This window comes from Streptomyces sp. NPDC003284 (assembly GCF_053589675.1).
This window is the reverse complement of the sequence record NZ_JBSFSI010000011.1, coordinates 78,626-103,805: the sequence shown is the minus strand read 5'-3', so window position 1 is coordinate 103,805 and position 25,180 is coordinate 78,626. Positions and strand designations below refer to the sequence as shown.

The window sequence follows — 25,180 nt, the reverse complement described above, 5'->3', positions numbered from 1 at the left end:
ATCGTCTTTCGACCACTCTTCCCTGGTTTGGGCTGCCTAGTGTTGGCCGTGCCACTCACTGGTGCTCCTTCCGGCGGTCTATAGGTGCGGCTCGGACGGTCCACTCCGCAGTTACCCTAAACTTGTCAATCGATTACCCTCGAGGCTAGAGGATTGCGCTATGGAAAGCTCCGCCTTCAGGGAAGAATGATTTTACCTTTAGGTGTCGAACGGAGAGGAATGGCTCAAATATTCTTAAACTATCGTAAGGAGGGTGGCGCGTATGCTGCGATCCTGCTCGATGAGCTACTTTCCGGCCGCTTTGGGAGGGACTACTCGGAATCCATATTGAGGCCGTAGGTAGCTGTAAAGTTCTGCTTGCGGTCGTCGATTCTGGTTGACAGGAGAAATTCATCTCGGGGCGCTCCGGTCTTCCTAATAAGCAAGACTGGGTAGTAAGAGAAATGGAAGAAGCATTCAAGTGCGGGGGAAGGGTGATTCCCGTCTTGTTGTCGGGAGTCGATCGCCTTGATGAAGCGCAGCTGCCTGAAAGTTTGGCCCGTGTGGCGTGGTTGCAATATCTGAAATTCGAGGCAGTCAGGCAAACAGTTGCTGACGCATGTGCCGATACGCAAGGCCCGCCCCGGCTCCGCCTGCAAGCTTCGGCGCGCTGCCCGGTACAGACATCCACCCGTACAAACGCGAAAACCCCAACCTCAGCGTCTCCACTGATGTCGGGGTCTTCAGGCACCTCATACTGGGTGCCCCCGGCAGGATTCGAACCTGCGCACACGGCTCCGGAGCCCAGGTGAGCTTACTGGGCCTACACCCCTCTGACCTGGGCCGGAGCTGCCTGACCCCGGGCAGCTAACCGAGATCATTACGTCCCCATTACGCAGGTGACCTGTCGGCGTCGGGATGTGCCCCGTATGGTCGGTCGCATGATCTCGGGCAGCGACGGCGAGTGGGAAGACGGCGGCGCCACGGGGTTCACGGCCGGGGGTACGGCGCCCGTCCTCCGAGACGCCTGCCGCTCCGTCGGCCTTGACCCGACCGGCGCCGAGTTGCTTCGGCTTGGCTCCAACGCCGTGTACCGCTTGGTCTCGGAACCGGTGATTGTCCGCATTGCTCGTGACCCTGCCGTCCTTCCTGAGATGGAACGAGCCGTAGACGTCGCCCGCTGGCTGGAGCAGTCCAACTTCCCGGCCGTGCGCGTTCCGCGGGACACCGCCCAGCCTGTGGTCGTCGGTGGCAGGGTCGTGACCTTCTGGGAGAGCGTCCAGGAGCGGGAGGAGTACGCCACGGTAGGCGAGCTTGCAGATCTGTTAAAGCGTCTGCACTGGCTGGAGGAGCCCGAATCCATGGGCCTGCCGTACTTCGACCCACACGCCAAGCTGGCCTCGTCCCTGGCGGGCCTGGACGGCATTTCAGACAAGGACCGAGAGTTCCTGGAGGGGCGGGCGGCCGAGCTGGCCAAGGAGTACGACCGCCTGGACTTCGTCCTTCCCTTCGGGATGATCCACGGTGATGCCAACATTGGGAACATCCTCCGTCACCGCGACGGCCACGCCGTCCTGATCGATCTCGACGGCCTCGCCCTGGCCCCGCGTGAGTGGGACCTGATCCTCACCGCGATCTACTACGAGCGGTACGGGTGGCACACCCGCGAGGAGTACGCGGAGTTCGTCCACCGATATGGCTTCGACCTGATGAACTGGCCCGGCTACGAAACCCTCGCGGACCTCCGCGAACTGATGATGGTGGCGTGGATCGGGCACCAGGTGACGACGAGCGAGCGCTTCGCGGCCGAGTTCGAGAAGCGCATGTACTCCCTTCGGACCGGTGAGGGCCGGGACACGTGGGGCGCCTTCTGAACAACCTCGTCCACTGCCTGCCGACTCAACGAGCGGCAGGACCGCCGGCTACGGCTGCCACCCACAACCGGTGCTCGCCTACCTGCTCCGCGAACGCCTGGGACACCGCGTTGTCCCCTGCCGCGAGCAGATTCGCCCGGAACTCAGCCAGGTAACTCACGCATCGTGCGGACTTCAGGTTCTCCCCGAGATCCAGCGCATCCATCGCCACCCGGCAGGCCTCCTCGATGTCGTCGGCGCGTAGGTGGGCGTCGGCCAGCACCATCGTTGCGAAGAAGTCGCTCCGCACGTGGCTGCCGCTCATCGCGTTCTCCGCATGGGCAACCGCCTGCCTGGCGCTGTTGACGTCCCTGAAGCAGTGCGCTGCTTCGGCGGCCAACTCCGCCTCGTCGAAGTAGGCGATCCACTCGGGCTCGGCGTCGCTGTTCCTGCCCTCCAGCGCTCGTGTCGCCGCCGCCAGAGCTGCTTCACGCCCTCGGACATCCCCTGTACGGGCCAGCGTGTGAGCCTTCATTGCATGGAACTGGGCTCGGAGCGTCGGCGTCGCCACCGCGGAGATGCCCATCAGGGCGGCACGAGCGAGCGTCGCTGCCTCGGTGTACCGGCCGAGGAAGGTGGCCTGGTGGCTCATCGCTGACAGATGCTTCCGGCAAGGCGCCGATCGTTGGCGTCCTGGGCCAGCCGGAGTGCTTGAAGGAAGTAGCGCTGGGCGAGTCCGTGATGGCAGGCGTCGTACGACATCCAGCCGGCGACAAGGGTCGCCTCCGCCACGGTGGAGTAGAGAGCCCTCCCCACGGCGTCGCTGTAGCCGCCGCGCAGCAGCGGAACCACCTCGGCACTGAGGTATTGGATAACGGACCGCCGGGCGTGGTCGCCGCCGAACTGGTCGTCGAGTCTGGCGAACATGTCGGCCGTGGCCTTCACCGTTGCCACGTCCCCGAGCCCCACTCGCAGCCCCACCGGGCGACCGGATCGGGGCGCTGGCTCCGGTGCCACCAACCACCGTAAGGACGCTTCGTTCCACGCTGGCTCGGACGCCTCGGACTGCAACAACGGCTCGTACCGGTTCAGGCCGGCGCTCCATAGCCGGTCAACCGTGTTGATCGCCGTGTCAGGGCTGTCGGGGTAGCTGGCGTCCAGAAGCGCGGCACGCTCTCTGCCGTCGTGTTCCAGCCCCAGCTCATGTGGGCTGGCGCCGTATGCGTCCCCGAGCAGGGCGCCGTAAACCCCTCCGGCACGCTGTGCCCGTTCTCCCAGCTCGCGATGCGCCGCTTGATGCTGTCGTCGGTGGGGATCTGGTGACCGCGCTTGGCCGCGGCCTTGCGCAGTTCACGCACCAATCGCAGCTGGCTCCAGCCGCGTTCAGTTCGGGCCCGGCGTAAACGCTCGCTGATGGGGTCCATAGGAGACGGCCTTTCCCTCCTCGTGGCAGTGCAAAAGGGGGTGGTGCGTGGTCCTTGACCATCACGAACGTACGCGATTTACAAACCCGTTGGCAGCGGCGAACGGGACTTGTCGCCACCACTTCGGGACGACGGGGTGTGACGGGCCTCCGCGCCACTCGTCATCCCCTGTCACCTGACGTCATCTGCACTGGTCAGTGCCAGTCCCGCGACGCTTAACCCACTGTGGCTCAGGCGCCGTGGGGTATCCGACCCGAGGTGGGAAGAAGACGTGCAAACGATGACCAGGAGAGGCATCGAGTGGCTATCGGCAGCGGCGGACGACCCGGTGATGTGCCGGGCGCTCTGGGCGGACGACCCGCGTAGCCCGTCGGTGATTCCCGCCGGGCGCCTCTTCGACGTGGTGTCCGTGGAACAGCGGCTCGGTCTGGAGACGTTCGATCAGATGTGCCGCCGGGACCTGCCATGCGGCCCGGTCATGGTCGACCACCGGGCCCGCGGGGCCGGCTTCTTCCTCAGCTCCAACAGCCGCGACTGGTTCACCTACTTCCTCCGGCGCGAGACCAGCGAGCCGCCGGAGTACCGCTACCTCGGTCTCAAAGCAGTGGTGGTGGTGCCGGGTCCCATGCCGCTGAGCGGCGACCGCTACGAATGGCTCCGGGCCCCGGTACGGCGCCCGGAGGCCAATCCGCTTCGTCCGATCGCCCTGGCAACAGTGCTTGTCGCCGCCGCCGAGCTACTGGCACGCGTCGACCGCTACGGCGACCGGTTCAGCTCCGCCGCTGACGCCATGGCGGCCTACCCGGAGGAGTCGACTTCCGGTGCCTGAGGAATCCCGTGGCCGCCTTGACGCAGCGCGCTGGTCTCCGCTGGAAAGCGACGGCTGGTACGCCGCTCGTGACGCGACAACGGCCCTGCGCGACGCCTTGATTAGCGCGGGCATGGAGCGCGACTTCCCGTACCTGCGCGCCGACCTGAACGCCTTCGGCCACGGCCTTGTCGAACTGGGCCGTGTCTCGCCTGCAACTGCCGAGCACCTGGCCGAACTGCTGCGCCTGGCCCTGGCGAGTGCCGCCGGGCCTCGCCGCGACACCAAGTCTGACCACGAACCGGAGGGGACTCATGACAGACCGACGCGGAGTAATCGCCCCACGCGCCGAGAATCTGACGGCCGGCGTGAGCTACGTCCGAGGCTGGGGCGAGGCTCGACGCGGCGCCGACCGCCTCGCCGAGCAACTCGCTGCGCTGGGGCTGGAGGTTGACTTCCCGGGGCTCGCAGCGGACGTGAATGTGCGAGGTGACGGTCTGGTGGGCCTCGGCACGGTGCGCCCTGAAGCAGCTGTGCTCCTGGCACGACTCATCCAGGCTGGCTTGGAAGCGAGGGATTGCGAAGCGCGCTCTTCGGCGACTTCGGTGCGCTGAACAGGGAGACGCTCCTCCCTAGAGAGGACCAACCGGCTGGCCTGCTGTTCGGCCGGGACCGGCGCCCTAGCGCCGCAGCCCGGACGGTCAGCAGGCCACCTCAGTTGCGCCATCAGCTTGGGAAGCTAGGGTGCTTCAGCGGTGGGGACCTTGCTGACCTGCGGCGGAACAGTGTCGGTGCCCAATGGCCTCGGGATTCATTCCCCGGTGTTCCCCGTGGTTGCCCGCAGTATCTGGCACACGAGTGGCACGCTCGGTCTACTGAAGCTCTCGCCGACCACCAGGGTCGCCGGGCGGTGTCTGAACGTCAGTGCTTACTTGGCCGCCCAAGGTCATCACGTTGAGGGTCGCAGAGTTCTCGTTGGCGATGGCGCGCTCTACGCGGGCGACCAAGGTCGTGAATGCGTCACTCTCCGAGAGACCTGAGTAGGGCCCCACCTTGGTTTCGAAGTAGATCCGCTCATGCCCGAGGAGTTGTTCGGTCGACCTGTAGTTCTTCCACTGTTCGCGGTAGCGGTACACGCTCTCCAAGGAGACGGAGCCGACAACGATCAAGCTCAGCACCGTAGCGGTAAGTTTCGCGAACGACAGGTCAAGGTTGACTAACACGGGAACCAAGGCTCCTCCGACGACGGATATCGTCCTCATCCGGAGATGCATGGCCTTCGTCTTGATGGCCTTCTTGTCGTACCACGTCTGGTACTGCGACAGCCTCCCGTCCACGTAATCCTGCGCTGCGGCCACAGGCTGAGCGAGAGCGGGGTGAGCTTCGAGTGACTGACCGTCATCCCTTGCTGGCATGTGTGGGAGTACATCGGTGGTGAACTACGCAGTCAACTCGGCAGCTCGACCCACGCACGCCCCCTTCGTCCCGAAGCAACTTGGGTGGGGGCTCGATCTGCGGCCAGTGTGCCCTTTACCTGCGGCGATGGTCCGCAGGCGTCCGAGCTTGTCCGCCGCTGCCCGTCGGCGTTGTCACGCAGTTAGACACTCACCACCCGATCGCGCGATGCTGGCCAGTAGAGAATGGCACGGTGGACGTAGCTGCGGAACTGTGCGCTCTTACGGGCTCGTTGTCGCGAGAAGACGGGGTCTTCAGCCGTGTGGTCGACGAAGCCGGTGGATCCGTTCCGGAACTCGTTCGCCAAGTGGCAGCCGAGGCCGAAGAGGCTTGGAAGCAGTATGCAGTGGTAGGTGCAGTCGGCCCGGACACACCGGTAGAGATCGACGACGCACTCTTGCAGATCGACGCTAAGCGTGCAGTCGGGTTCTTGACCTACCTGGCGACCTATGACCTCGTGTTCCCCGGCTCAGGATGTCGAGACCGCACCCACGCCCGTAGAGCGGCGGAACGTGTTGTCCGCCTGCTGGGCTACGAGGCCGCCTGGTACACGAACATCATCGACCTCTCGTCCGGAGCACGGGCGTGGAACCCGGTCACCCGGCATACCTTCGATGGGGTTGTTGCGGGGACCGGTGAGTCCTTCACCGTGGTGTTGCTGCAGGTGGGCGAGGACTGAGTCTCTGGCACTCTGCCGCTGCCGTGTTAGCCGCGGCGTTGTGCAACACCGCTTTAGGAGTTCGATCACTGCGTCGCACTGCCGGGGAGCCGCCTGGCCACACCGGCCGCACCAAACCGCCCCGGAATGCTGGCGTCCGGCGCCGTTGATGGCACTTGTGGATGTCAGAACGGGGGGCGGTTGCGTCCTGGGAAGTCACGGCTGGGTCGCACGCTCGCCGATGAACGCGCGGAGATGGGCCCTGCCTGGCGCTGCTGCCTTCACCGCGGATCCCCACTCGTCGCGACGAGCACGCGCTCATCCTGAGGCTGTAGCCGGGAGGACCGCAGGTGTCGGCTGCTCGGATACGACGCATGGCGCAGGCGGAACCTGCCATATGGAGGGGCGATATGTGATCTGCCTCGGGAAGCCCCTAGAAGGGGTCTGCGTGGGGATCGATGTACCTCGTCCGGACGTCGAAGGGCACCAACTGAGACCCCTTTGCCAGGTTGATCCCCGCAGTGTGCAGCTCCCATGTCCCCGGAAGATGGCCTCCGAAATCGGCAAGTCCGTTAACCAAGGCGGAGACGCGACCGATCTAATGTTGCCAGATCTTTCCAACATCGTCCGACGACCAAATGATTTTCAGCTCCTCCAGAAGCTCGTCAGCGTCAGGTGCCGCCGGGTCGAAAAGAGCCATGAACCGCAGCTCAGCTGTACGGAAGTTGGACGGATAGGCGGTTGGTTCGCGGAGGTATTCGACTTCATTGTCTAGCGTCGACAGGAAGGTTCCGACCGTCAGACTCGGACTCTCGTCCAGGCTGTCAAGAACGATGGTTGAACCCGCACTGCCGTTCCTTCGGTGCTTTCCCTTGCTCGGCCAACCGATATCGTCAAGGGCCTGGTCAACCAGGCCGCGCAGTCTCCGCCGGACGTCGATCTGTAAATCACTGGGGTCAACCCACTCAACGCGCATGGCGAGAACCGGGCGTCGAGCCGCGTCCGGTTGCGCCGCAGGCGCTGGCCTCCGTGATGGTGGCACTGCGGATGGCGTCTTCGCCTCCGGAAGCATCGGCGGCGCGGACTGTTCTGGGGCCGTGTGCCCTGATGCCGCCAGCCACAGTTGATGTATCCGTTGTACCTCGCGCACCTGATCCGCGCCCGGCGTCATCTCCGCAAGGACCTCCACCAGAAGGTCGACCAGCCCCCAAGCGGGCACTCGCTCGCTGGAGAAGGCGTCGTGGCCCCGACTCTTGCCGGCCACCTCGCCACCGACCCGAGCGACAAGCTCACGCACGGACGGTAGCCCCGACCGAAAGTGCAAGTCGTGGAGCGCGTCGTTCAGCTCCTTCTTCGGCCCTTCGGGCAACTCCGGCCGCATCAACCTTGGCATAGCACCCAGCCCGTCCGAAACTGTCCGACGATACCGTCTGGCGTCCGCACGCGTCCGGGCTGTCCTGCGCCAACCCACGCTGGATGACAACGCGTTGACGACCGAAAGGACATAGCTATGTGGGTGTCCACGTTGCCTTGGGACGCCATCGGGCAGGGTGCGTTGAGTGAGACGATCGGGTCTCTCCTCGCCACGGGATTCGTGACTGGTGGCGGTTGGATGATCCGGCGAGTGCGGCGCCGGCACAGGAGCAAGGCGGTCACGCTCACCGCCGATCGTTTGTCGAACCCCTCGGGACAGGACAGCCCGATCGACGCCTGAGTTCGCCACCGTTCTCGGCTCCCGGATGCGCTCCCGGGAGCCCGGACGATCAATGGCTTAGGTGGAACCTGCGCCTGGCAACTGCTTGTCGTCTGTTTCTGCGGGGAGGGGGCACATGTCTGATTCCAGACAGTTGGCTGCTGGGCGAACGGCACGAACGCCGACCGGGCTGGAGCGATGGTGGAGACAGGAGCGCCGGCCCGGCAACGCATCGCTGCTCACAGCACTACCCCCTCAACGTGCTCAAGAGTTGCTCGGCCTGAGCAAGCAACTGGTCGTAGGTCATGACGCTGATGCCATGCAGGCGTGCGTTGAGTCCATGCAGCGCCTTGACTTGCTCGGCCGACCAGTCATGAGACCGCCCGATGACCAGGATGGCTCGGGGGTGGTAGGCAACCACTTCTGGATGGTCTCGCAACCCGTTGGCGGCACCCTCGTGCAGAGCATCGAGGTAGCGGTGGCACTGGCCAATGGCCATCGACACGTCACGACCCCAGTACCAAGACTTGTGTGTGTCGTCGTATCGGATGACGTGCATGTTCGGGCGCTTGAGCTCGAAGATGTCGCGAAACCCGTTAGCCGTCTGCTCCATCAACCCGTCTACGGAGTCCCCGAGCGCGATGTTTCGGACCTCATCCCGCATGGTGTAGACGTTGCCAAACACCCAGCCGTGGCGCTCACACCACTCTTGGTAGACCTGTTCTTTGGTCTCACCACCATCGAGGTGGGCGCGCAATTGCTCGATGGCCAGCGACACTTCCGTGAGACGCACGCTCGACTGAACACCCTTGAGGATTTCCGCACCGTCCGGAGTCTCTGTCAACGAGCGCAAGACGTCCTCATTAGCCACCAGCGGTGCGATGGCCTTGCCAACAGCTATCGGGTCCCGGCCTGAGAGACCAGTGCCGGTGCCGTCAAGTCGCAGCACGAGGAAGTCACCATCCTGACGCCCCTCAGCGACAGCCAGACTCTCTTCCAGTACGCGCTTTAGCTCCTTGACTTCTTCATGGTTGAGCGTGAACTCGATGGGAAAACCAAACGCGAAGCGCCCCTCGCGTTTCTTGTGATAGATCAGCTTTGCCGAGAGCTGGTCTCCCTCAGTGCGCGAAATGTACTGCGGCACGACTTCAAAGCGTCGCTGAGCCGTGTTGACAACAACGATTGGGTCAGTGAAAGAAACGCGCTCTGACTGCGACTGTCGGCGTGACACTTGGCGCTCATCGGTCATGGCTATCTCCTGTGATCTTTGACGGAGATTATGGGCTTTTCGGGATGAAAGAGCAACCCTTGGCTATAGCTGGGATTTACCCGATAATGAGTGAGTGTTCAGCTATAGCATGCTTTGCGCCTTTTCCTGCAGTGTGTCATCTTTTGCGCATGGACCGTACGGCCAGGGTCGGTGCCTACCGTTTGCCGCCAACCGCGCCGCGCGAGCACCACGACAAGCGTCTAGCTTGGCCATGAGTCTGGTTGCACTCTGTTCATGCCCTGACACCTTAAATAAAGTTAGATCATGCAGCCAAGCGACTTTTTCGACCTCGAAGAGAACGCGTTCTGGGATGGGGCAGACCCATGGAATGAATCGGCGCGAGTGAGTGAAGTTTTTCGGTCTGACCTTGTAAAACAGCTCCGTCAAGGCCCTGTCAAAGACGTCGATGACCTTGAAGCCGCTTACGCGCTAACCCAACTAGCGCACGATGAGTTTGAGAAGTACGGAACTCGAAGCAGCGATGCCAGGCTCGATGATGAACAGAGTGGCACCGTCATTCGTACGCTGCGCGCGCTCTTGAAACGTCTGGGCATAGACTTCGCTCCCCCGTTTAGTAACTTCACCGGCTTTAGAGGGTACTGGGGAGAAAACGACATGGGTGGCTCCTGGGCTGCCCGGCGAGGCTATGTGAACGCCCTCTTTACGCCTGTCCTTGAAAGACTGGAAGAGATGGAGGACGAACGCACGCAGACAACATCCGTCAAGGGTGTGGGTGGTGAGCTCAAGAACCTGATCTTTGCGTCTACCGGGCCAAAGCCGCGCATAGTACTCAGGGACTCGATCAACAACGTCATCGAGGTTACGGAGAACGGCGAGTATTGCCTGTTCTACGACCGGCCGCTTGATCGGGCTGGCCTATCTTGGGGAGCCCTCGTCAGTTGGTGGCGGGACAAGGGCGGGTTTGCAGACGCGGACAATGCTGAAGTCGCACGTGACCTGTACGGGAGGCTGGGCGAGTCTCTAGGGAACAACCACGTGGAGCGGCTGCTGTTCAGGACCTACTGCGAACGGTATGCCTCCGATGAGGCCAGCTCGCTCCCTGCCCTCATCCCTCAGGTGTATCTGCACTACGACCCGCTCACCCGCAGGCAGCGCGGTGGCCGCTCCAGCATCCTGTCCCGTGAGCGCATGGACTTCCTGCTTCTCCTGCCGAACGGGGTGCGCATCGTCCTGGAGGTGGACGGTAAACAGCACTACGCCGAGGGAAGCGAAGCATCACCCAGGCTCTACGCCGAAATGGTCGCCGAAGACCGCAGGTTGAGGCTCAGCGGGTACGAGGTGTACCGGTTCGGCGGGTACGAGCTCGGGACAGATGATGCCGATGCCGCAGACATGCTGCGGAGCTTCTTCAGCCAACTGCTTGCCAAACACCAGTGAGAGCCAGCTGGACCGACTACTCACTGCCCAAGTCGGCGCTCGATCTTGTCGAGCATCCGCATGAGCAGGCTTGCGGTCATGACTGCCTCGGATGCTTCGGTGACGTCATCGAAAGACACCTCACGATGTCCAGACGGGTTGCGGAGCACTGCGTATGCCCCACGGAAAAACATCATGGTGCCCTCAACCTCACCAGCCGGCGCGGTAGGGTCCGCCAGTGGGCCGCCGGACTTGAATGCCTTAATCATGAGGTCAACGCCGATAAGCTCATCCCCGAAGCTGGCCAACTGCCGCACCCGCACCTCAACAGCCTTCATCGAGACGAAGATTGCGTTCTCGTACTCACCGAGGAGGAACTGACGACGGGCCTTGGCTTCGATCAAAGGGTGCAGGTTTCCTTGAAGCCTGTTCACGCTACGCACAGTGGCAATGCCCTGCTTAATTGCCTCATGTCCTCGCCGTGTCACGAATATGGCATGCGGACTGGTGTTACCGGGTTCACTCGCAAGCATGCTCTGCGCCAACAACCATTGCACAGCTTCAGCAACAGCCTTGGCACCCTGACCCTTGTAGCTTGCGTCAGAGTTGTACTGCAATGAGTAGTTGTACGAGTTCCACGTATTGCTGCGCACCATGTCTTCGAGGACATGCAGCGCCAGTTCATCGATGGGGAGCTCTAGGGCGGCTTCAGGCGTGAGTGCGATCATGCCTCACTTATACCCGTAGTCTTTCACTCCCTGAGCGGCGCCGTGATGGCGTTTGGCTCAACCCACCACTTTCCCCGGCTCCCATCCCGTCCGCCGTCGACCCACACATCGTGGAGCGGGCGTGGTTCATGGCGTCCAGGTGGAGCGCGCCACTGTACGAACGACCTGGACGCCATGGGCCGCGTCTGCTCGGCTTTGCCTGGGTCGACGGTGGTCGGGATAGGAGCTCCCCACGCACACCCCTACGGACCCGCAGCCGGGAACGACGCCCCCTCCATCCCGGTGCCGGCCGATGGCCCGCCGGAGGCATTGCCCCAACCGCGGGCCGCGCTCTGCGGTGATTGCCTCATAGCCACCGGTCCTATCCACATGTGGGGGCGCGTCGGCGCAGCGCGGGCAGAGCGGGCCGAAGTCAGGAGCGGCGCCCGCAGCGGAGCCGGGAGCGCGCCCGGCGGAGCGGAACGCAGTCGGGCCTTGACGGCACGGAACGCTGGCTCTGCCCCGGACATGCCGCGGCGGTCTGGCTGACCGACCCGACGTACCGGTTCAGCGCCAAGACCCGGCCGGAAGCCATCGCCTCCGTCATGGGGCACGCCTTCGGTCCCCACGAGGGTGACCGTCGATGACCGGTCCCACGCTCTCGCCGGACGTGGCCGCGCTCCTGGAGCGGGCATCCCTGCCGGACTTCTTTGCCTGGCGCCGCGCCATCATTCGTCTCGGCGGCTGTACCAATCCGATTCACCTCGTCGGCTCCGCCTCCCTGGTCGACACCGACACGGGAGAAGTCCTGGCTGCCTTCGGCAGCTCCGAGCCGACCGGGGTGCGGCTGCTGACAGCGTGCGGCAACCGCCGTTCCTCGGTCTTCCCGGCCTGCTCCCGGCTCTATCAGGCGGACACCTATCAGCTCATGCGCGCCGGCCTGGTCGGCGGCAAGGAGGTGCCGCCGTCGGTGAGCGGGCACCCTCGGGTGTTCGCGACTCTCACCGCGCCCGGCTTCGGGCCGGTCCACACCCGCCGGGAGCACTCCGGTCGAGTGCGCCCGTGTCGCCCTCGGTGAGACGTGCAGCACTGCCCGCACGGGGCCCCACTCGGCTGTACCGCTCGGCACGCCTCTGACGATGCCTGCCTTGGAGAACCGCTCTGCCCTCACTGCTACGACTACGCCGGGGCCGTGCTCTGGCAGTCGTGCGCGGGGCTGCTCTGGCACCGCTTCGGGATTGAGCTCCGGCGAGAGATCGCCCGGCGGGCCGGACTGCCCCGTAAGGAGCTGGCCGAGGTGGTCAGGGTCTCGTACGCGAAGGTCGCCGAGTACCAGCGGCGCGGCCTGATCCACTTCCATGCCGTGGTCCGCCTCGACGGCCCGGACGGCCCCGGCTCGTTACCGCCCTGCTGGGCTACCACCCAGCTGCTCACCGATGCCGTTCCGGCTGCTGTTGCACGAGTGCGCCTTCGGGCTCCGGGGGCGTCGGTGGTCGGAGCGCGCATCCTGCGCTTCGGCACTCAGGTCGACGTGCGTCCGGTCGCCGCCTCCGAGATGGGGGAGCGTCCCTCGTCGGGGGCCGTGGCCGGGTACATCGCCAAGTACGCGACCAAGGGTGCGGAGTCGGCCGGTGCTGTCGACGGTCGTATCCGGTCCGCGCGGGAGATGGTCCTACTGCCGGTGCGGGCGCACGTGCTGCGCCTGATCGGTACCTGCGGGTGGCTCGGCGGCCTGCCCGCCTTTGCCGATCTCGGCCTGCGGCGGTGGGCGCACATGCTCGGTTACGGCGGCCACTTCTCGACCAAGTCCCGCCGGTACTCGACCACTCTGGGCGAACTCCGCCGTGCCCGTGCCGACCACCGCGCCGAGGAGCAGCGCGACACGCTCGGCCTGAAGGGTCATCCCGTGGCCGTGGTCGGGCAGTGGCGCTACGCCGGGCGGGGCTACTCCCCGGAAGCGGCGCTGCCCGCGGCCTCGGTGGGGGAGGGCGGTGGTCCGCATGGTGCGTGACCGCAGTGCCGTCGAACTCCTCACCGTGCGGCAGGTCCTGGAGGAGCTGGGCGGAGTCTCCCGCCGCACCTTCTACCGCTGGCGTGAACTCCATCTCGCCCCGGCCTGCATCCGGCTGCCGAACGGCGAACTCCGGGTCCGTCGTGACGTGCTCGACGCCTGGGTGGAGGAGCGGGCGGAAGACGTGGACGGGGGATCGCGGTGAAGTCGTACAAGGTCGTCATCTGGAAGCTGAGCATCAACCGTTCCGCCAAGAAGCCGACGTACCTCGTGCGGTGGTCCGTGGACGGAGATCCCTTCCACGAGTCGCACAAGACGAAGGCCCTGGCAGATCGCTTCCGCGCGAAGCTGCTGCGGGCCGCCGACAGGGGAGAGGCCTTCGACACGGTCACAGGTCTGCCCGACTCGTTGCGGGGCGGCAAGGTCGCTCTGAGCTTCGTGGAACTGGCCCTCAAGTATCTGGATGACCGTTGGCCGGAGGCATCGGCCAAGCAGCGCGACAGCGTGACCGACGCGCTGGCAACCGTCCTCCCGGTTCCGGTCAAGGGGCTGCGGGGCCGACCCGCCCCGGATGTCCTCCGGCGGGCGCTGCGGTCCTATCTGCTGCCCCCGCCTCGGCGGGAGAGGGGCCGGCCCGAGGAGATCGCCGCGGCGCTGGCTTGGCTCTCGAAGGCTTCCTTGCCCGTGGCCGAACTGTCGGAAGGCAGCCGGGCACAGGAGTTAGCCGACGCCCTGACCCGGCGCCTCGATGGCAAGCCAGCCGCCACTCAGACCTACCGGCGTCGCCGGACGGTGGTCTTCAACGTGCTGGAGTACGCCGTCGAGCTGGAGGCGCTGACGTCCAACCCGCTGTCCCGGGTCCGTCGCAAGCGGGGCAAGCGGGCGGTGCAGGAGGTCGACCGGCGGGTGGTGGTCAACCTTCAGCAGGCTCGGGAGCTGCTGACCGCGCTCACCCACGTGGGCGGATACGACCGCGCGAGCGGGCGGCGGCTGCAGGCGTTCTTCGGATGCCTGTACTACGCCGCGATGAGGCCCGCTGAGGCGCTGGGCCTTCGGCTGGCCGACTGCACGCTTCCGGAGAAGGGGTGGGGGGCGTATCGAACTGGTGGAGACCCTGCCTACGGCAGGGAAGGCGTGGACGGACTCCGGCGAGGCGCACGATCGCCGGGGGCTCAAGCAACGTGAGGCCGGACAAGTGCGCACCTTGCCCATTCGGCCGCGCCCCTAGTGCGGCTGCTCCAGGACCACGTCAAGGAGTTCGGCACAGCGGAGGACGGCCGGCTGTTCGCCAGCGAGCGGGGCAACGTCGTCGCGGCGTCCTCCTACTCCCGGGCGTGGAAGCAGGCGCGAGCCCTGGCGCTCCTGCCTCATCAGGTCGACTCAGTGATGGCTGCGCGGCCGTACGACCTTCGGCACGCGGGGGTGTCCCAGTGGCTCAACTCCGGTGTGCCAGCGCCAGAGGTGGCCGCCCGGGCGGGGCACTCGGTCGACGTGCTGCTGAAGATCTACGCCAAGTGCATTGACGGCCAGGAGCAGGAAATGAACGACCGGATCATGCAGGGGCTGGGGGAGGGCCCGGCGGACTGACACAGAGAATCGATCGACCACGGGAGCCCCGGACTTTGGTCCGGGGCTTCGGCCTGTCCACAGGTGGTCCACGCGGCCACGCTCAGAGCCTCGCGAAACGTGCTCTGACCTGCTGCGAAGCCCGCCAAGATCATTACGTCGTCATTACGTGAGCGGTGACAAACCGCTGCTCACAGGCACATCTGCCTGCACATACGCGAAGACCCCAACTTCAGTGTTCTCACTGATGTCGGGGTCTTCAGGCACCCCATAAGGGGTGCCCCCGGCAGGATTCGAACCTGCGCACACGGCTCCGGAGGCCGTTGCTCTATCCCCTGAGCTACGGGGGCGTGTCGGCTGCGCTTCCTGCGCGGCGACGGGTAGAACACTACCAGCTCCAGGGGGGTGGTCATGAACGTTTTGGTGGGGGCGGGGGCGTCCACCTGGGAGTGGGGGGGGGTCCCCCGGACGGGGTGGAAGTGGGGAAAACCCGGACGCGGTGGCCGGGGGCGACCTACTCTCGAGTTGTGCCAGGGGCTTCCGGCCGGGTGCTTGTTGTGGACGACAACAAGGTCATCCGGCAGCTGATCAGGGTCAATCTCGAGCTAGAGGGTCTCGAGGTCGTGACCGCGGCCGACGGTGCCGAGTGTCTGGATGTCGTCCATCAGGTGCGGCCCGATGTGATCACGCTCGACGTCGTCATGCCCCGGCTCGACGGGCTCACGACCGCCGCGCGGCTCCGCGCCGACCCCCGTACCCGTGATCTTCCGCTCGCCATCGTCAGCGCCTGCTCCCGGGGTGAGGTCGAGGCCGGAGTCGACGCCGGTGTCGATGCCTTCCTCTCCAAGCCCTTCGAGCCGTCCGAACTCGTGCGAGTCGTGCTCCAGTTGGTCCATGGGCGGGGGAGAGGGCAGCAGCCCGGCAGCGCCGGGGACGAGGGGGCCGGGCCCGGCGACGGCGCGGACGGGGACGCCGAGCGTGCCGGGCGTCGGCGTAGTTAGGACGAGGACGAGGACGAGGAGCAGGGGGCGCGCCGTCGTTCAGCTCCCGACCGTGCGGTCCTCACCGTCCGCCCCTTGAGCTGGAAGCGGGGCACTTCGTCCCCCTTCCGCCCCCGCATGACCATTCCGGCGTCCACATCGCGATACCCCGCGCAAACCGGCTCGCCTACCCACCCCCTTCCTCCCCTACGCTTGTCCCGTGACCCCCGTCGAGCTCTCCCGCACCGTGTTGCACGCGGTGCGTCGTGCTGTCGACGCGGGGGAGCTGAGCGTGAGCGTTCCGGAGCGGGTTGTCGTCAAGCCGCCGGGGCCGGGCGGGTGCGGGGACTACGCCACCACCGTCGCGCTCCAGCTCGCCCGCCCCGCCGGACAGAGCGCCCTGCGCGTCGCCGGAGTCCTGCGCGACCGGCTCGTCCTCGTCGACGGCATCCGGGACGTCTCCGTGACCGGGCCCGGGTTCCTCAACATCAGCCTCCGCGAGGACCGGGCCGGGGCCGCCTCCGTCCGCCTTGTGTCCGACATCCTCCGCAGCGGTCCGTCGTACGGGTACGGGGAGGGGAAGAGCACCCGTTCCCCCCGTGTCCTGCTGCGGTGCGCCGCCGAGCCGCGTGCCCTCGTCGTCGCTGAGGTGCTGGTCCGGCTGCTGGCGGCCCAGGGGATCCAAGCCCGAGCCCGCGTCGAGATCGAGGGGGAGGGCGACGGCGATCGGCGCGTTCCCGTCCCGGGCACCGACGACCGCGTCATCGACGTACGCCCCCTCCCCGTCGCCCCCGCCGACCGCGACGCACTCCTCTCGCTCGGGCACGACGCCGGGCGCTGGGCGCTGCTGTACCCCGCCGGGCGCGACCGGGTCCGGGCCGGGGGCGAGCACCTGGCGCAGCGCGAGAGCAACCCGCTCTTCCGGGTGCGCTACGCCCATGCCCGCACCCGCGCCCTCCTGCGCAACGCCGCCGACCTCGGCTTCGCCCCCGAACCCGGGGACACCGACTCCGCCGGGCACCCCGCGGCAACCGGGCGCACCCGCACGACGGACCCCCTCCTCACCGCCCTCGCCGACCACCCCCGCGTCCTCGCCCAGGCCGCCGCGCACCGTGCCCCCGACCGGCTGGCCCGGCAGCTCGTGGCCGTCGCCGACGGGCTGTGGCCGCTGCTGCCGACGGTGCTGCCGGTCGGGGAGGAGAAACCCTCGGCCGCCCACCGCGCCCGGCTCGCCCTCGCCGAAGCCGCCGGGACGGTGCTGGCCGGTGGCCTGTCCCTGCTCGGCATCGACGCACCCGATCACCTCTGAGCAGCCAGAGAAGTCTGAGCAGCCGGAGAAGTCAGAGAAGCCAGAGAGAACTGACCGACATGAGCCGTTCCGCACACCCCGCCGGGCCCCGTCACGCCGATGTCCTGTCCGAGGGGCACTACGCCGCCCCGCCGGCCGATCTCAACAGCCTCGACCCCAAGGTCTGGGCGCAGACCGTCACGCGGGACGCGGACGGGGTGGTGACCGTCGGCGGAGTGCCCGTCACGCGGCTCGCCGAGGAGTTCGGCACGCCCGCCTACGTACTCGACGAGGCCGACTTCCGGGCGCGGGCGCGCGCCTGGCGCACCGCGTTCGGGCAGGACGCCGACGTGTTCTACGCGGGGAAGGCGTTCCTGTCGCGGGCCGTCGTGCGCTGGCTGGCGGAGGAGGGGCTGAACCTCGACGTCTGCTCCGGCACCGAGCTGGCCACCGCCCTGTCGGCGGGGATGCCGGCGGACAGGATCGCCTTCCACGGGAACAACAAGTCCGCGGCGGAGATCGAGCGGGCCGTGGGCGCCGGGGTCGGGCGGATCGTGCTCGACTCGTTCCAGGAGATCGTGCGGGTCGCGCACATCGCGCAGTCGCTGGGCAAGCGGCAGCGGGTGCAGATCCGTGTCACCGTGGGGGTCGAGGCGCACACCCACGAGTTCATCGCCACCGCGCACGAGGACCAGAAGTTCGGCATCCCGCTCGCCGGGGGGCAGGCCGCCGAGGCGGTGCGCCGGGCGCTGAAGCTCGACGGGCTCGAACTGATCGGGATCCACAGCCACATCGGCTCGCAGATCTTCGACATGTCCGGCTTCGAGGTCGCCGCGCACCGCGTGGTCGGGCTGCTCCGGGAGATCCGCGACGAGCACGGGGTGGAGCTGCCCGAGATCGACCTCGGCGGCGGCCTCGGCATCGCGTACACCAGCGACGACGACCCGCGCGAGCCGCACGAGATCGCCAAGGCGCTCAGCGAGATCGTCACCCGCGAGTGCGAGGCCGCGCGGCTGCGCACCCCCCGGATCTCCGTCGAGCCGGGCCGCGCCATCGTCGGCCCGACCGCCTTCACCCTCTACGAGGTCGGCACGATCAAGCCGCTGGAGGGGCTGCGCACCTATGTGTCCGTCGACGGCGGCATGTCCGACAACATCCGTACGGCGCTGTACGACGCGGAGTACAGCGTCGCCCTCGTGTCGCGGACGAGCGACGCCGAGCCCCTGCTGGTCCGGGTCGTCGGCAAGCACTGCGAGAGCGGGGACATCGTGGTCAAGGACGCGTTCCTGCCGGCCGACCTCGCGCCCGGCGACCTGATCGCCGTGCCCGCCACCGGCGCGTACTGCCGCTCGATGGCCAGCAACTACAACCACGCCCTGCGCCCGCCGGTGCTCGCCGTCCGGGACGGCGCGGCACGGGTCGTCGTCCGCCGGGAGACGGAGGACGACCTCCTCCGCCTCGACGTCGGATGACGCGCCCGCGCGGGTGCCCCGAGTTCCGTCGGCCGGGGAAGGCGCCGGAAGATCTCCGTCGCCCGGCCGCGCGAAAATGAAATATACGTCTCATGATTCGGACAAATGGCAGAAACTCCGGTCCGGTGAGTGAGACTGGTCCAACCGTAGACGGTATGAGGAAACGAGGTCGGATGATGCGTACGCGTCCGCTGAAGGTGGCGCTGCTGGGCTGTGGGGTTGTCGGCTCAGAGGTGGCGCGCATCATGACGACGCACGCCGACGACCTCACGGCCCGGATCGGGGCCCCGGTGGAGCTGGCCGGGGTCGCCGTCCGGCGCCCCTCCAAGGTGCGCGAGGGCATCGACCCCGCCCTCATCACCACCGACGCCACCGCCCTGGTCAAACGCGGCGACATCGACGTGGTCATCGAGGTCATCGGCGGGATCGAGCCCGCCCGCTCCCTGATCACCACCGCGTTCGAGCACGGCGCCTCCGTGGTCTCCGCTAACAAGGCCCTCCTCGCCCAGGACGGCGCCGCCCTGCACGCCGCCGCCGAGGCGCACGGCCGCGACCTGTACTACGAGGCCGCCGTCGCCGGTGCCATCCCGCTGATCCGCCCGCTGCGCGAGTCCCTCGCCGGGGACAAGGTCAACCGGGTGCTCGGCATCGTCAACGGCACCACGAACTTCATCCTCGACAAGATGGACTCGACGGGCGCCGGCTACCAGGAGGCCCTGGACGAGGCGACCGCGCTCGGCTACGCGGAGGCCGACCCGACCGCCGACGTCGAGGGCTTCGACGCCGCGGCCAAGGCCGCCATCCTCGCCGGGATCGCCTTCCACACGCGCGTACGGCTCGACGACGTGTACCGCGAGGGCATGACCGAGGTCACCGCCGCCGACTTCGCCTCCGCCAAGGAGATGGGCTGCACCATCAAGCTGCTCGCCATCTGCGAGCGGGCGGCCGACGGCGCCTCCGTCACCGCGCGCGTGCACCCCGCGATGATCCCGCTCAGCCACCCGCTGGCCTCGGTGCGCGGCGCGTACAACGCGGTGTTCGTCGAGTCGGAGGCCGCCGGGCAGCTGATGTTCTACGGGCCCGGCGCGGGCGGCGCGCCCACCGCGTCCGCGGTCCTCGGCGACCTCGTCGCCGTCTGCCGCAACCTGCGCGGCGGGGCCACCGGGCCCGGCGAGTCCGCGTACGCCGCGCTGCCGGTCTCGCCCATGGGCGAGGTCGTCACGCGGTACCACATCAGCCTGGACGTCGCCGACAAACCGGGCGTCCTCGCCCAGGTCGCCACCGTGTTCGCCGAGCACGGGGTGTCGATCGACACCGTCCGGCAGCAGGGAAAGGACGGCGAGGCGTCTCTCGTCGTCGTCACCCATCGAGCGTCCGACGCCGCCCTCACCGGCACCGTCGCGGCGCTGCGCAGCCTCGACACCGTGCGGGGCGTCGCCAGCATCATGCGGGTTGAAGGAGAGTAACCAGCAATGACCCACCAGTGGCGCGGAATCATCGAGGAGTACCGGGACCGGCTGCCGGTGTCCGGGAGCACGCCGGTCGTGACGCTCCGCGAGGGCGGTACGCCGCTCGTGCCCGCGCAGGTGCTCTCCGAGCGCACCGGCTGCGAGGTGCACCTCAAGGTCGAGGGCGCGAACCCGACCGGGTCCTTCAAGGACCGCGGCATGACCATGGCCATCTCCAAGGCGAAGGAGGAGGGCGCCAAGGCGGTCATCTGTGCCTCCACCGGCAACACCTCCGCCTCCGCCGCCGCGTACGCGGTGCGGGCGCAGATGGTCTCCGCCGTGCTCGTGCCCCAGGGCAAGATCGCGCTCGGCAAGATGGGCCAGGCGCTGGTGCACGGCGCCCAGATCCTCCAGGTCGACGGCAACTTCGACGACTGCCTGACGCTGGCCCGCGAGCTGAGCGACAACTACCCGGTGGCGCTGGTCAATTCGGTCAACCCGGTACGTATCGAGGGGCAGAAGACCGCCGCCTTCGAGATCGTCGACATGCTCGGCGACGCCCCCGACATCCATGTCCTGCCGGTCGGCAACGCGGGCAACATCACCGCGTACTGGAAGGGCTACCGGGAGTACGCCGCCGACAAGGTCTCGACGAGGACCCCGCGCATGTGGGGCTTCCAGGCGTCCGGCAGCGCGCCGATCGTGCGCGGCGAGGTCGTCAAGGACCCCTCCACGATCGCCACCGCCATCCGGATCGGCAACCCGGCCTCCTGGTCGTACGCGCTGGCCGCGCGCGACGAGTCGGGCGGCGTCATCGACGAGGTGACGGACCGTGAGATCCTGCGCGCCTACCGGCTGTTGGCCGCGCAGGAGGGCGTCTTCGTGGAGCCCGCGTCCGCCGCGTCCGTCGCCGGTCTGCTGAAGGCCGCCGAGCAGGGCAAGGTGGACCCGGGGCAGCGGATCGTCTGCACGGTCACCGGCAACGGGCTCAAGGACCCGGACTGGGCCGTCGCCGGTGCCCCGCAGCCGGTCACCGTCCCGGTCGACGCGGCCACGGCCGCCGAGCGGCTGGGCCTCGCCTGATCCTCGGGCCCGCCCTGCCCGTCCTGCCCGCCCCGCCCGGCCTCCGGGCGCGGTGGCGGGCGGCCCGCGCGGCGTACGCGCCGCGCGGGCGGCACGCGGGGCCCGCGGGGAGGTGCGCGCGGTACGTGCGCGGGTCCGCCCGGCCGCCCTCGGGCGCCCGGCGCGGGCGACGCCCGGCCCCTGCCGGGCCGCGCAACCTCGCGACCTCCCGGCGCGTCCTCACCCGGGAACCCCTGGCAGGGGGCACGGGAAGGCTCGCGACACGCATCGTGCGCCTCCTGTGCGCCCTATGTCGCCACTGAACCTTCCTTCGATAGGCTGTGAGGAACCCGCCCACCGCATATGCCCTCGCATGACGCGGTGCCGCGCCGTTCCCCGCGGCCCCGAGGGTCCTTCGTGTCCGCCTCGTGTCCGTCTCGTGTCCGTCGAATCGCGGTCGAATGTCACTCGACCAGCACGCAGCTCAAGGAGAGTCAACGAGCGATGGCCGGTCCAGCGTTCCGCGCCGCCGCCGTCCGGGTGCGCGTCCCCGCCACCAGCGCCAACCTCGGGCCGGGCTTCGACGCCCTCGGCCTCGCGCTGGGGCTCTACGACGACGTCGTGGTGCGGGTGGCCGACTCCGGGCTGCACATCGACATCGCGGGCGAGGGCGGCGAGACCCTGCCCCGGGACGAGAAACACCTGCTCGTACGGTCGCTGCGCACCGCCTTCGACGTGCTCGGCGGGCAGCCGCGCGGCCTGGAGATCGTCTGCGCCAACCGCATCCCGCACGGCCGCGGCCTGGGCTCCTCCTCCGCCGCCATCTGCGCGGGCATCGTCGCCGCCCGCGCCGTGACCATAGGCGGCGAGGCCCGCCTCGACAACGCGGCGCTGCTGGAACTGGCCACCGAGATCGAGGGCCACCCGGACAATGTGGCGGCCTGTCTGCTCGGCGGGTTCACCCTGTCCTGGATGGAGTCCGGCGCCGCCCGCGCGATCAGGATGGAGCCCTCCGATTCCATCGTTCCGGTGGTTTTCGTGCCCGCGAAACCCGTCCTGACCGAGACCGCGCGCGGCCTGCTGCCGCGCACCGTGCCGCATGTCGACGCGGCCGTCAACGCGGGCCGTGCCGCCCTGCTCGTGGAGGCCCTGACCCGGCGCCCCGAGCTGCTGCTGCCCGCCACCGAGGACCGCCTCCACCAGGAGTACCGCGCGCCGGCCATGCCGGAGAGCACGGCACTGGTGGAGCGGCTGCGCGGGGACGGCGTCCCCGCGGTCATCTCCGGCGCCGGGCCCACGGTCATGGCGATGGCCGACGTGGACACCGCCGACAAGGTGGAACGCCTGGCGGGCACGGGCTGGGCCGCCAACCGGCTGAGTCTCGACCTGACCGGCGCCTGCGTGCTCCCGCTGGCGGGCTGACACGCGATTGCCGGATGTGGAGAGGGGGAATGTTTGTTGGATCCGGTAGTGTTAATCTCAAGTCTGCACCCGACCCCACCATGGCGAGGTGCTTCGTGTCCCCGTTCGGGACCAACCTTCTTCCGGGAGCTCCCCAAGCCACTCTGTGTTCCGTACGCCGTACCCGGGCAGTACGCCGTACGCGGACGCTGAGCGGTCCACAGGGCACGCTCCGGAAACGGTGCTACCACGCCACGTGACGCCGTGACACCAGGTGCCACGTCCTGTCGCGGCAGCGCCACTCACCTGATATCTCTTCCGCCGCTTTGGCGGACCACCGCCCCGGCACGGTCCACACAGCAAGGACCGAAGCCGGACAGCACAACCGGTCGCCGAGCCAGACAGGCCGACGTCCGCTCCAGGGAAGGACCCTTCGTGAGCGACACCACCGATCTGATGGGCGCACGTGTCGAGGAGACCGCTGCCGCGCCCGCCACGGACGCCTCCGCGCCTGCCACCGGTGCCGGCTCCCGGCGTCGCCGTGGCACCGGCCTCGAGGCAATGGTGCTGGCCGAGCTTCAGCAGGTCGCCTCGGGCCTCGGCATCAGGGGCACCGCGCGGATGCGCAAGAGCCAGCTGATCGAGGTCATCAAGGAGGCGCAGGCCCAGGGGGGTGCCCCCGCGAAGGCCGCGCCCGCCGCCGGTGAGGCCACCGAGACCAAGCCGAAGCGCCGCGCGACCTCCCGCACCCGTACGGGCGACGACAGCGCCGCCGCGGGCAAGAAGGCCGCCGAGGCGCCCGCCGAGAAGGCCGTGGCGCAGCAGCAGATCGAGATTCCCGGCCAGCCCGCTGGGGGCCCCGCCCTGGTCGAGCGAAGCCGAGAGCTTGGGGGAGACGACGCCCCGGCCGAGCGGCGCCGGCGCCGTGCCACCGCCGAGGCGGGCAGCCCGGAGACGGTCACCGCCGAGGCGAAGAGCGAGCCGAAGGCCGACGCCAAGGCCGACGCCTCCGCCCAGCAGTCGCAGCAGGCCCAGGGCCAGCAGGGCGACGCCAAGGGCGACGCGGGCGACGGCGGCGAGAACCGCCGCCGCGACCGCCGCGAGCGCGGCCGTGACCGTGACCGCGACCGCGACCGCGACCGGCGCAAGGGCGACGACCAGCAGGGCCAGCGTCAGCAGGGCCAGCAGCAGGGCGGCGGCCGCCAGGACCGGCAGGAGCGCCAGGACCGTCAGGACCGTCAGGACCGGAACAACGGCCCGCAGGACGACGACGACTTCGAGGGCGGCCGTCGCGGCCGTCGCGGCCGCTACCGCGACCGCCGTGGCCGCCGTGGGCGCGACGACGTGCAGGAGCCGCAGATCGCCGAGGACGACGTCCTGATCCCGGTCGCGGGCATCCTGGACATCCTCGACAACTACGCGTTCATCCGGACCTCCGGCTACCTGCCCGGCCCGAACGACGTGTACGTCTCCCTCGCCCAGGTCCGCAAGAACGGCCTGCGCAAGGGTGACCACGTCACCGGTGCCGTGCGCCAGCCCAAGGACGGCGAGCGCCGCGAGAAGTTCAACGCGCTGGTCCGCCTCGACTCCGTCAACGGCATGGCGCCCGAACACGGCCGCGGCCGCCCGGAGTTCAACAAGCTGACCCCGCTCTACCCGCAGGACCGGCTCCGCCTGGAGACCGAGGCGGGCGTGCTGACGACCCGGATCATCGACCTGGTGTCGCCGATCGGCAAGGGCCAGCGCGGTCTGATCGTGGCCCCGCCGAAGACCGGCAAGACCATGATCATGCAGGCGGTCGCCAACGCGATCACGCACAACAACCCCGAGTGCCACCTGATGGTCGTCCTCGTCGACGAGCGTCCGGAAGAGGTCACCGACATGCAGCGGTCGGTGAAGGGCGAGGTCATCTCCTCGACCTTCGACCGCCCGGCCGAGGACCACACCACGGTCGCCGAGCTGGCCATCGAGCGCGCCAAGCGCCTGGTGGAGCTGGGTCACGACGTGGTCGTGCTGCTGGACTCGATCACCCGCCTGGGCCGTGCGTACAACCTCGCCGCCCCGGCGTCGGGCCGCATCCTCTCCGGTGGTGTCGACTCGACCGCGCTGTACCCGCCCAAGCGCTTCTTCGGCGCCGCGCGCAACATCGAGGACGGCGGTTCGCTGACCATCCTCGCCACCGCGCTGGTGGACACCGGGTCCCGCATGGACGAGGTGATCTTCGAGGAGTTCAAGGGCACCGGCAACATGGAGCTCAAGCTCGACCGGAAGCTCGCCGACAAGCGCATCTTCCCGGCGGTGGACGTGGACGCGTCCGGCACCCGCAAGGAGGAGATCCTGCTGAACTCCGAGGAGCTGGGCATCGTCTGGAAGCTGCGCCGGGTGCTGCACGCGCTCGACCAGCAGCAGGCGATCGAGCTGCTCCTCGACAAGATGAAGCAGACCAAGTCGAACGTCGAGTTCCTGATGCAGATCCAGAAGACGACGCCGACCCCCGGCAACGGCGACTGATCCGCACCCGCCGCGACCGACACGAAGGGCCGCTCCCCGCAGGGGGCGGCCCTTCGCCGTGCCGCGAGAGGCCGCGCCCGCCCTCGGCGCCGCACCCCGCATTACGGGCTGCGCCCCGCCCTCGGGCTGCACTGAGCTTTCCTGGGCCGGGGCGACGCCCGCCCGTGGCGAAGCCCCCGGGTACGGCCCGGATCCGTGAGCCGGACACAGGCCGGGT

16 protein-coding genes, 1 tRNA gene and 4 pseudogenes are annotated in these 25,180 nt (G+C 68.0%); 15 read left to right on the top strand and 6 right to left on the bottom strand.

Annotation, left to right across the window (positions count from 1 at the left end; genetic code table 11):
* Nucleotides 1-908 precede the first annotated feature (908 nt).
* The gene (locus ACWDYF_RS23065) at nt 909-1,853 is read left to right on the top strand and encodes a phosphotransferase enzyme family protein (protein ID WP_451584300.1); all 945 of its coding nucleotides are present in this window, start codon (nt 909-911) and stop codon (nt 1,851-1,853) included.
* Nucleotides 1,854-1,878: 25 nt separating this feature from the next.
* Here the strand turns inward: ACWDYF_RS23065 and ACWDYF_RS23060 are convergent.
* A pseudogene (locus ACWDYF_RS23060) lies at nt 1,879-3,130 on the bottom strand (hypothetical protein).
* Between the two features lie 406 nt (nt 3,131-3,536).
* Between ACWDYF_RS23060 and ACWDYF_RS23055 the strand changes: the two are divergent.
* Nucleotides 3,537-4,085 (top strand): bifunctional DNA primase/polymerase, encoded by a 549-nt coding sequence (locus ACWDYF_RS23055; RefSeq protein WP_389466625.1) that lies wholly within the window; start codon nt 3,537-3,539, stop codon nt 4,083-4,085.
* Nucleotides 4,078-4,347, top strand: a pseudogene (locus ACWDYF_RS23050) (hypothetical protein); the annotation flags it as partial. The gene ACWDYF_RS23055 and the pseudogene ACWDYF_RS23050, both read left to right, overlap by 8 nt.
* 589 nt (nt 4,348-4,936) lie before the next feature.
* Here ACWDYF_RS23050 and ACWDYF_RS23045 read toward each other — a convergent pair.
* Nucleotides 4,937-5,422: a DUF4231 domain-containing protein gene (locus ACWDYF_RS23045; RefSeq protein WP_389466478.1), complete on the bottom strand. Its 486-nt coding sequence runs from the start codon at nt 5,420-5,422 to the stop codon at nt 4,937-4,939.
* A gap of 359 nt (nt 5,423-5,781) precedes the next feature.
* Between ACWDYF_RS23045 and ACWDYF_RS23040 the strand changes: the two genes are divergently transcribed.
* Complete coding sequence (locus ACWDYF_RS23040; RefSeq protein WP_389466480.1) at nt 5,782-6,198, top strand: hypothetical protein; 417 nt, start codon at nt 5,782-5,784, stop codon at nt 6,196-6,198.
* A 577-nt stretch (nt 6,199-6,775) separates the two neighbouring features.
* Here ACWDYF_RS23040 and ACWDYF_RS23035 read toward each other — a convergent pair.
* Nucleotides 6,776-7,558, bottom strand: coding sequence for a hypothetical protein (locus tag ACWDYF_RS23035; RefSeq protein ID WP_389466483.1), 783 nt, complete (start codon nt 7,556-7,558; stop codon nt 6,776-6,778).
* 559 nt (nt 7,559-8,117) lie between these two features.
* Entirely contained in the window at nt 8,118-9,119 is a 1,002-nt protein-coding gene (locus tag ACWDYF_RS23030) for a Shedu anti-phage system protein SduA domain-containing protein (protein ID WP_389466486.1), read from the bottom strand.
* 285 nt (nt 9,120-9,404) lie between these two features.
* On the opposite strand from ACWDYF_RS23030, the gene ACWDYF_RS23025 reads away from it, so the two are divergent.
* The gene (locus ACWDYF_RS23025; protein ID WP_389466489.1) at nt 9,405-10,538 is read left to right on the top strand and encodes a hypothetical protein; all 1,134 of its coding nucleotides are present in this window, start codon (nt 9,405-9,407) and stop codon (nt 10,536-10,538) included.
* A gap of 20 nt (nt 10,539-10,558) precedes the next feature.
* On the opposite strand, the gene ACWDYF_RS23020 is transcribed toward ACWDYF_RS23025, so the two are convergent.
* Nucleotides 10,559-11,245: a TIGR02391 family protein gene (locus ACWDYF_RS23020; RefSeq protein ID WP_389466492.1), complete on the bottom strand. Its 687-nt coding sequence runs from the start codon at nt 11,243-11,245 to the stop codon at nt 10,559-10,561.
* Between the two features lie 622 nt (nt 11,246-11,867).
* Between ACWDYF_RS23020 and ACWDYF_RS23015 the strand changes: the two are divergent.
* From ACWDYF_RS23015 to ACWDYF_RS23005, 3 genes and pseudogenes are all read left to right on the top strand, one after another.
* Nucleotides 11,868-13,235 (top strand): annotated as a pseudogene (locus ACWDYF_RS23015) (replication initiator).
* Nucleotides 13,225-13,440, top strand: coding sequence for a helix-turn-helix transcriptional regulator (locus ACWDYF_RS23010; RefSeq protein ID WP_365729682.1), 216 nt, complete (start codon nt 13,225-13,227; stop codon nt 13,438-13,440). Before ACWDYF_RS23015 ends, ACWDYF_RS23010 begins: the two are co-directional and overlap by 11 nt.
* Nucleotides 13,437-14,822: pseudogene (locus tag ACWDYF_RS23005) on the top strand (tyrosine-type recombinase/integrase). The gene ACWDYF_RS23010 and the pseudogene ACWDYF_RS23005 overlap by 4 nt, the downstream one beginning before the upstream one ends.
* 257 nt (nt 14,823-15,079) lie before the next feature.
* Here ACWDYF_RS23005 and ACWDYF_RS23000 read toward each other — a convergent pair.
* Nucleotides 15,080-15,151 (bottom strand) — tRNA-Arg (locus tag ACWDYF_RS23000).
* A 129-nt stretch (nt 15,152-15,280) separates the two neighbouring features.
* Between ACWDYF_RS23000 and ACWDYF_RS22995 the strand changes: the two genes are divergently transcribed.
* The 7 genes from ACWDYF_RS22995 (at nt 15,281) to rho (ending at nt 24,963) form a co-directional block, all read left to right on the top strand.
* Complete coding sequence (locus tag ACWDYF_RS22995) at nt 15,281-15,802, top strand: response regulator (RefSeq protein ID WP_389466496.1); 522 nt, start codon at nt 15,281-15,283, stop codon at nt 15,800-15,802.
* A 199-nt stretch (nt 15,803-16,001) separates the two neighbouring features.
* Complete coding sequence (gene nrtL / locus ACWDYF_RS22990) at nt 16,002-17,090, top strand: ArgS-related anticodon-binding protein NrtL (protein WP_389466499.1); 1,089 nt, start codon at nt 16,002-16,004, stop codon at nt 17,088-17,090.
* A 59-nt stretch (nt 17,091-17,149) separates the two neighbouring features.
* Nucleotides 17,150-18,541 carry a diaminopimelate decarboxylase gene (gene lysA, locus ACWDYF_RS22985; RefSeq protein WP_381742616.1) on the top strand — a complete coding sequence of 464 codons (1,392 nt, stop codon included), beginning with the start codon at nt 17,150-17,152 and terminating at the stop codon, nt 18,539-18,541.
* 173 nt (nt 18,542-18,714) lie between these two features.
* Nucleotides 18,715-20,007 (top strand): homoserine dehydrogenase, encoded by a 1,293-nt coding sequence (locus tag ACWDYF_RS22980; protein WP_381742618.1) that lies wholly within the window; start codon nt 18,715-18,717, stop codon nt 20,005-20,007.
* 6 nt (nt 20,008-20,013) lie between these two features.
* On the top strand, nt 20,014-21,072 hold the full coding sequence (thrC, locus tag ACWDYF_RS22975) for a threonine synthase (RefSeq protein WP_389466503.1): 1,059 nt from the start codon (nt 20,014-20,016) through the stop codon (nt 21,070-21,072).
* Between the two features lie 483 nt (nt 21,073-21,555).
* Complete coding sequence (gene thrB / locus ACWDYF_RS22970) at nt 21,556-22,473, top strand: homoserine kinase (protein ID WP_018571444.1); 918 nt, start codon at nt 21,556-21,558, stop codon at nt 22,471-22,473.
* Nucleotides 22,474-22,887: 414 nt separating this feature from the next.
* Complete coding sequence (gene rho / locus ACWDYF_RS22965; protein ID WP_389466507.1) at nt 22,888-24,963, top strand: transcription termination factor Rho; 2,076 nt, start codon at nt 22,888-22,890, stop codon at nt 24,961-24,963.
* Nucleotides 24,964-25,180 lie beyond the last annotated feature (217 nt).

Coding starts and splice junctions, on each gene's coding strand:
- ACWDYF_RS23065 (WP_451584300.1), top strand. CDS start 909: ATGGTCGGTCGCATGATCTCGGGCAGCGACGGCGAGTGGGAAGACGGC.
- ACWDYF_RS23055 (WP_389466625.1), top strand. CDS start 3,537: ATGACCAGGAGAGGCATCGAGTGGCTATCGGCAGCGGCGGACGACCCG.
- ACWDYF_RS23035 (WP_389466483.1), bottom strand. CDS start 7,558: ATGCGGCCGGAGTTGCCCGAAGGGCCGAAGAAGGAGCTGAACGACGCG.
- ACWDYF_RS23030 (WP_389466486.1), bottom strand. CDS start 9,119: ATGACCGATGAGCGCCAAGTGTCACGCCGACAGTCGCAGTCAGAGCGC.
- ACWDYF_RS23025 (WP_389466489.1), top strand. CDS start 9,405: ATGCAGCCAAGCGACTTTTTCGACCTCGAAGAGAACGCGTTCTGGGAT.
- ACWDYF_RS23020 (WP_389466492.1), bottom strand. CDS start 11,245: ATGATCGCACTCACGCCTGAAGCCGCCCTAGAGCTCCCCATCGATGAA.
- ACWDYF_RS23010 (WP_365729682.1), top strand. CDS start 13,225: ATGGTGCGTGACCGCAGTGCCGTCGAACTCCTCACCGTGCGGCAGGTC.
- lysA (WP_381742616.1), top strand. CDS start 17,150: ATGAGCCGTTCCGCACACCCCGCCGGGCCCCGTCACGCCGATGTCCTG.
- ACWDYF_RS22980 (WP_381742618.1), top strand. CDS start 18,715: ATGATGCGTACGCGTCCGCTGAAGGTGGCGCTGCTGGGCTGTGGGGTT.
- thrC (WP_389466503.1), top strand. CDS start 20,014: ATGACCCACCAGTGGCGCGGAATCATCGAGGAGTACCGGGACCGGCTG.
- thrB (WP_018571444.1), top strand. CDS start 21,556: ATGGCCGGTCCAGCGTTCCGCGCCGCCGCCGTCCGGGTGCGCGTCCCC.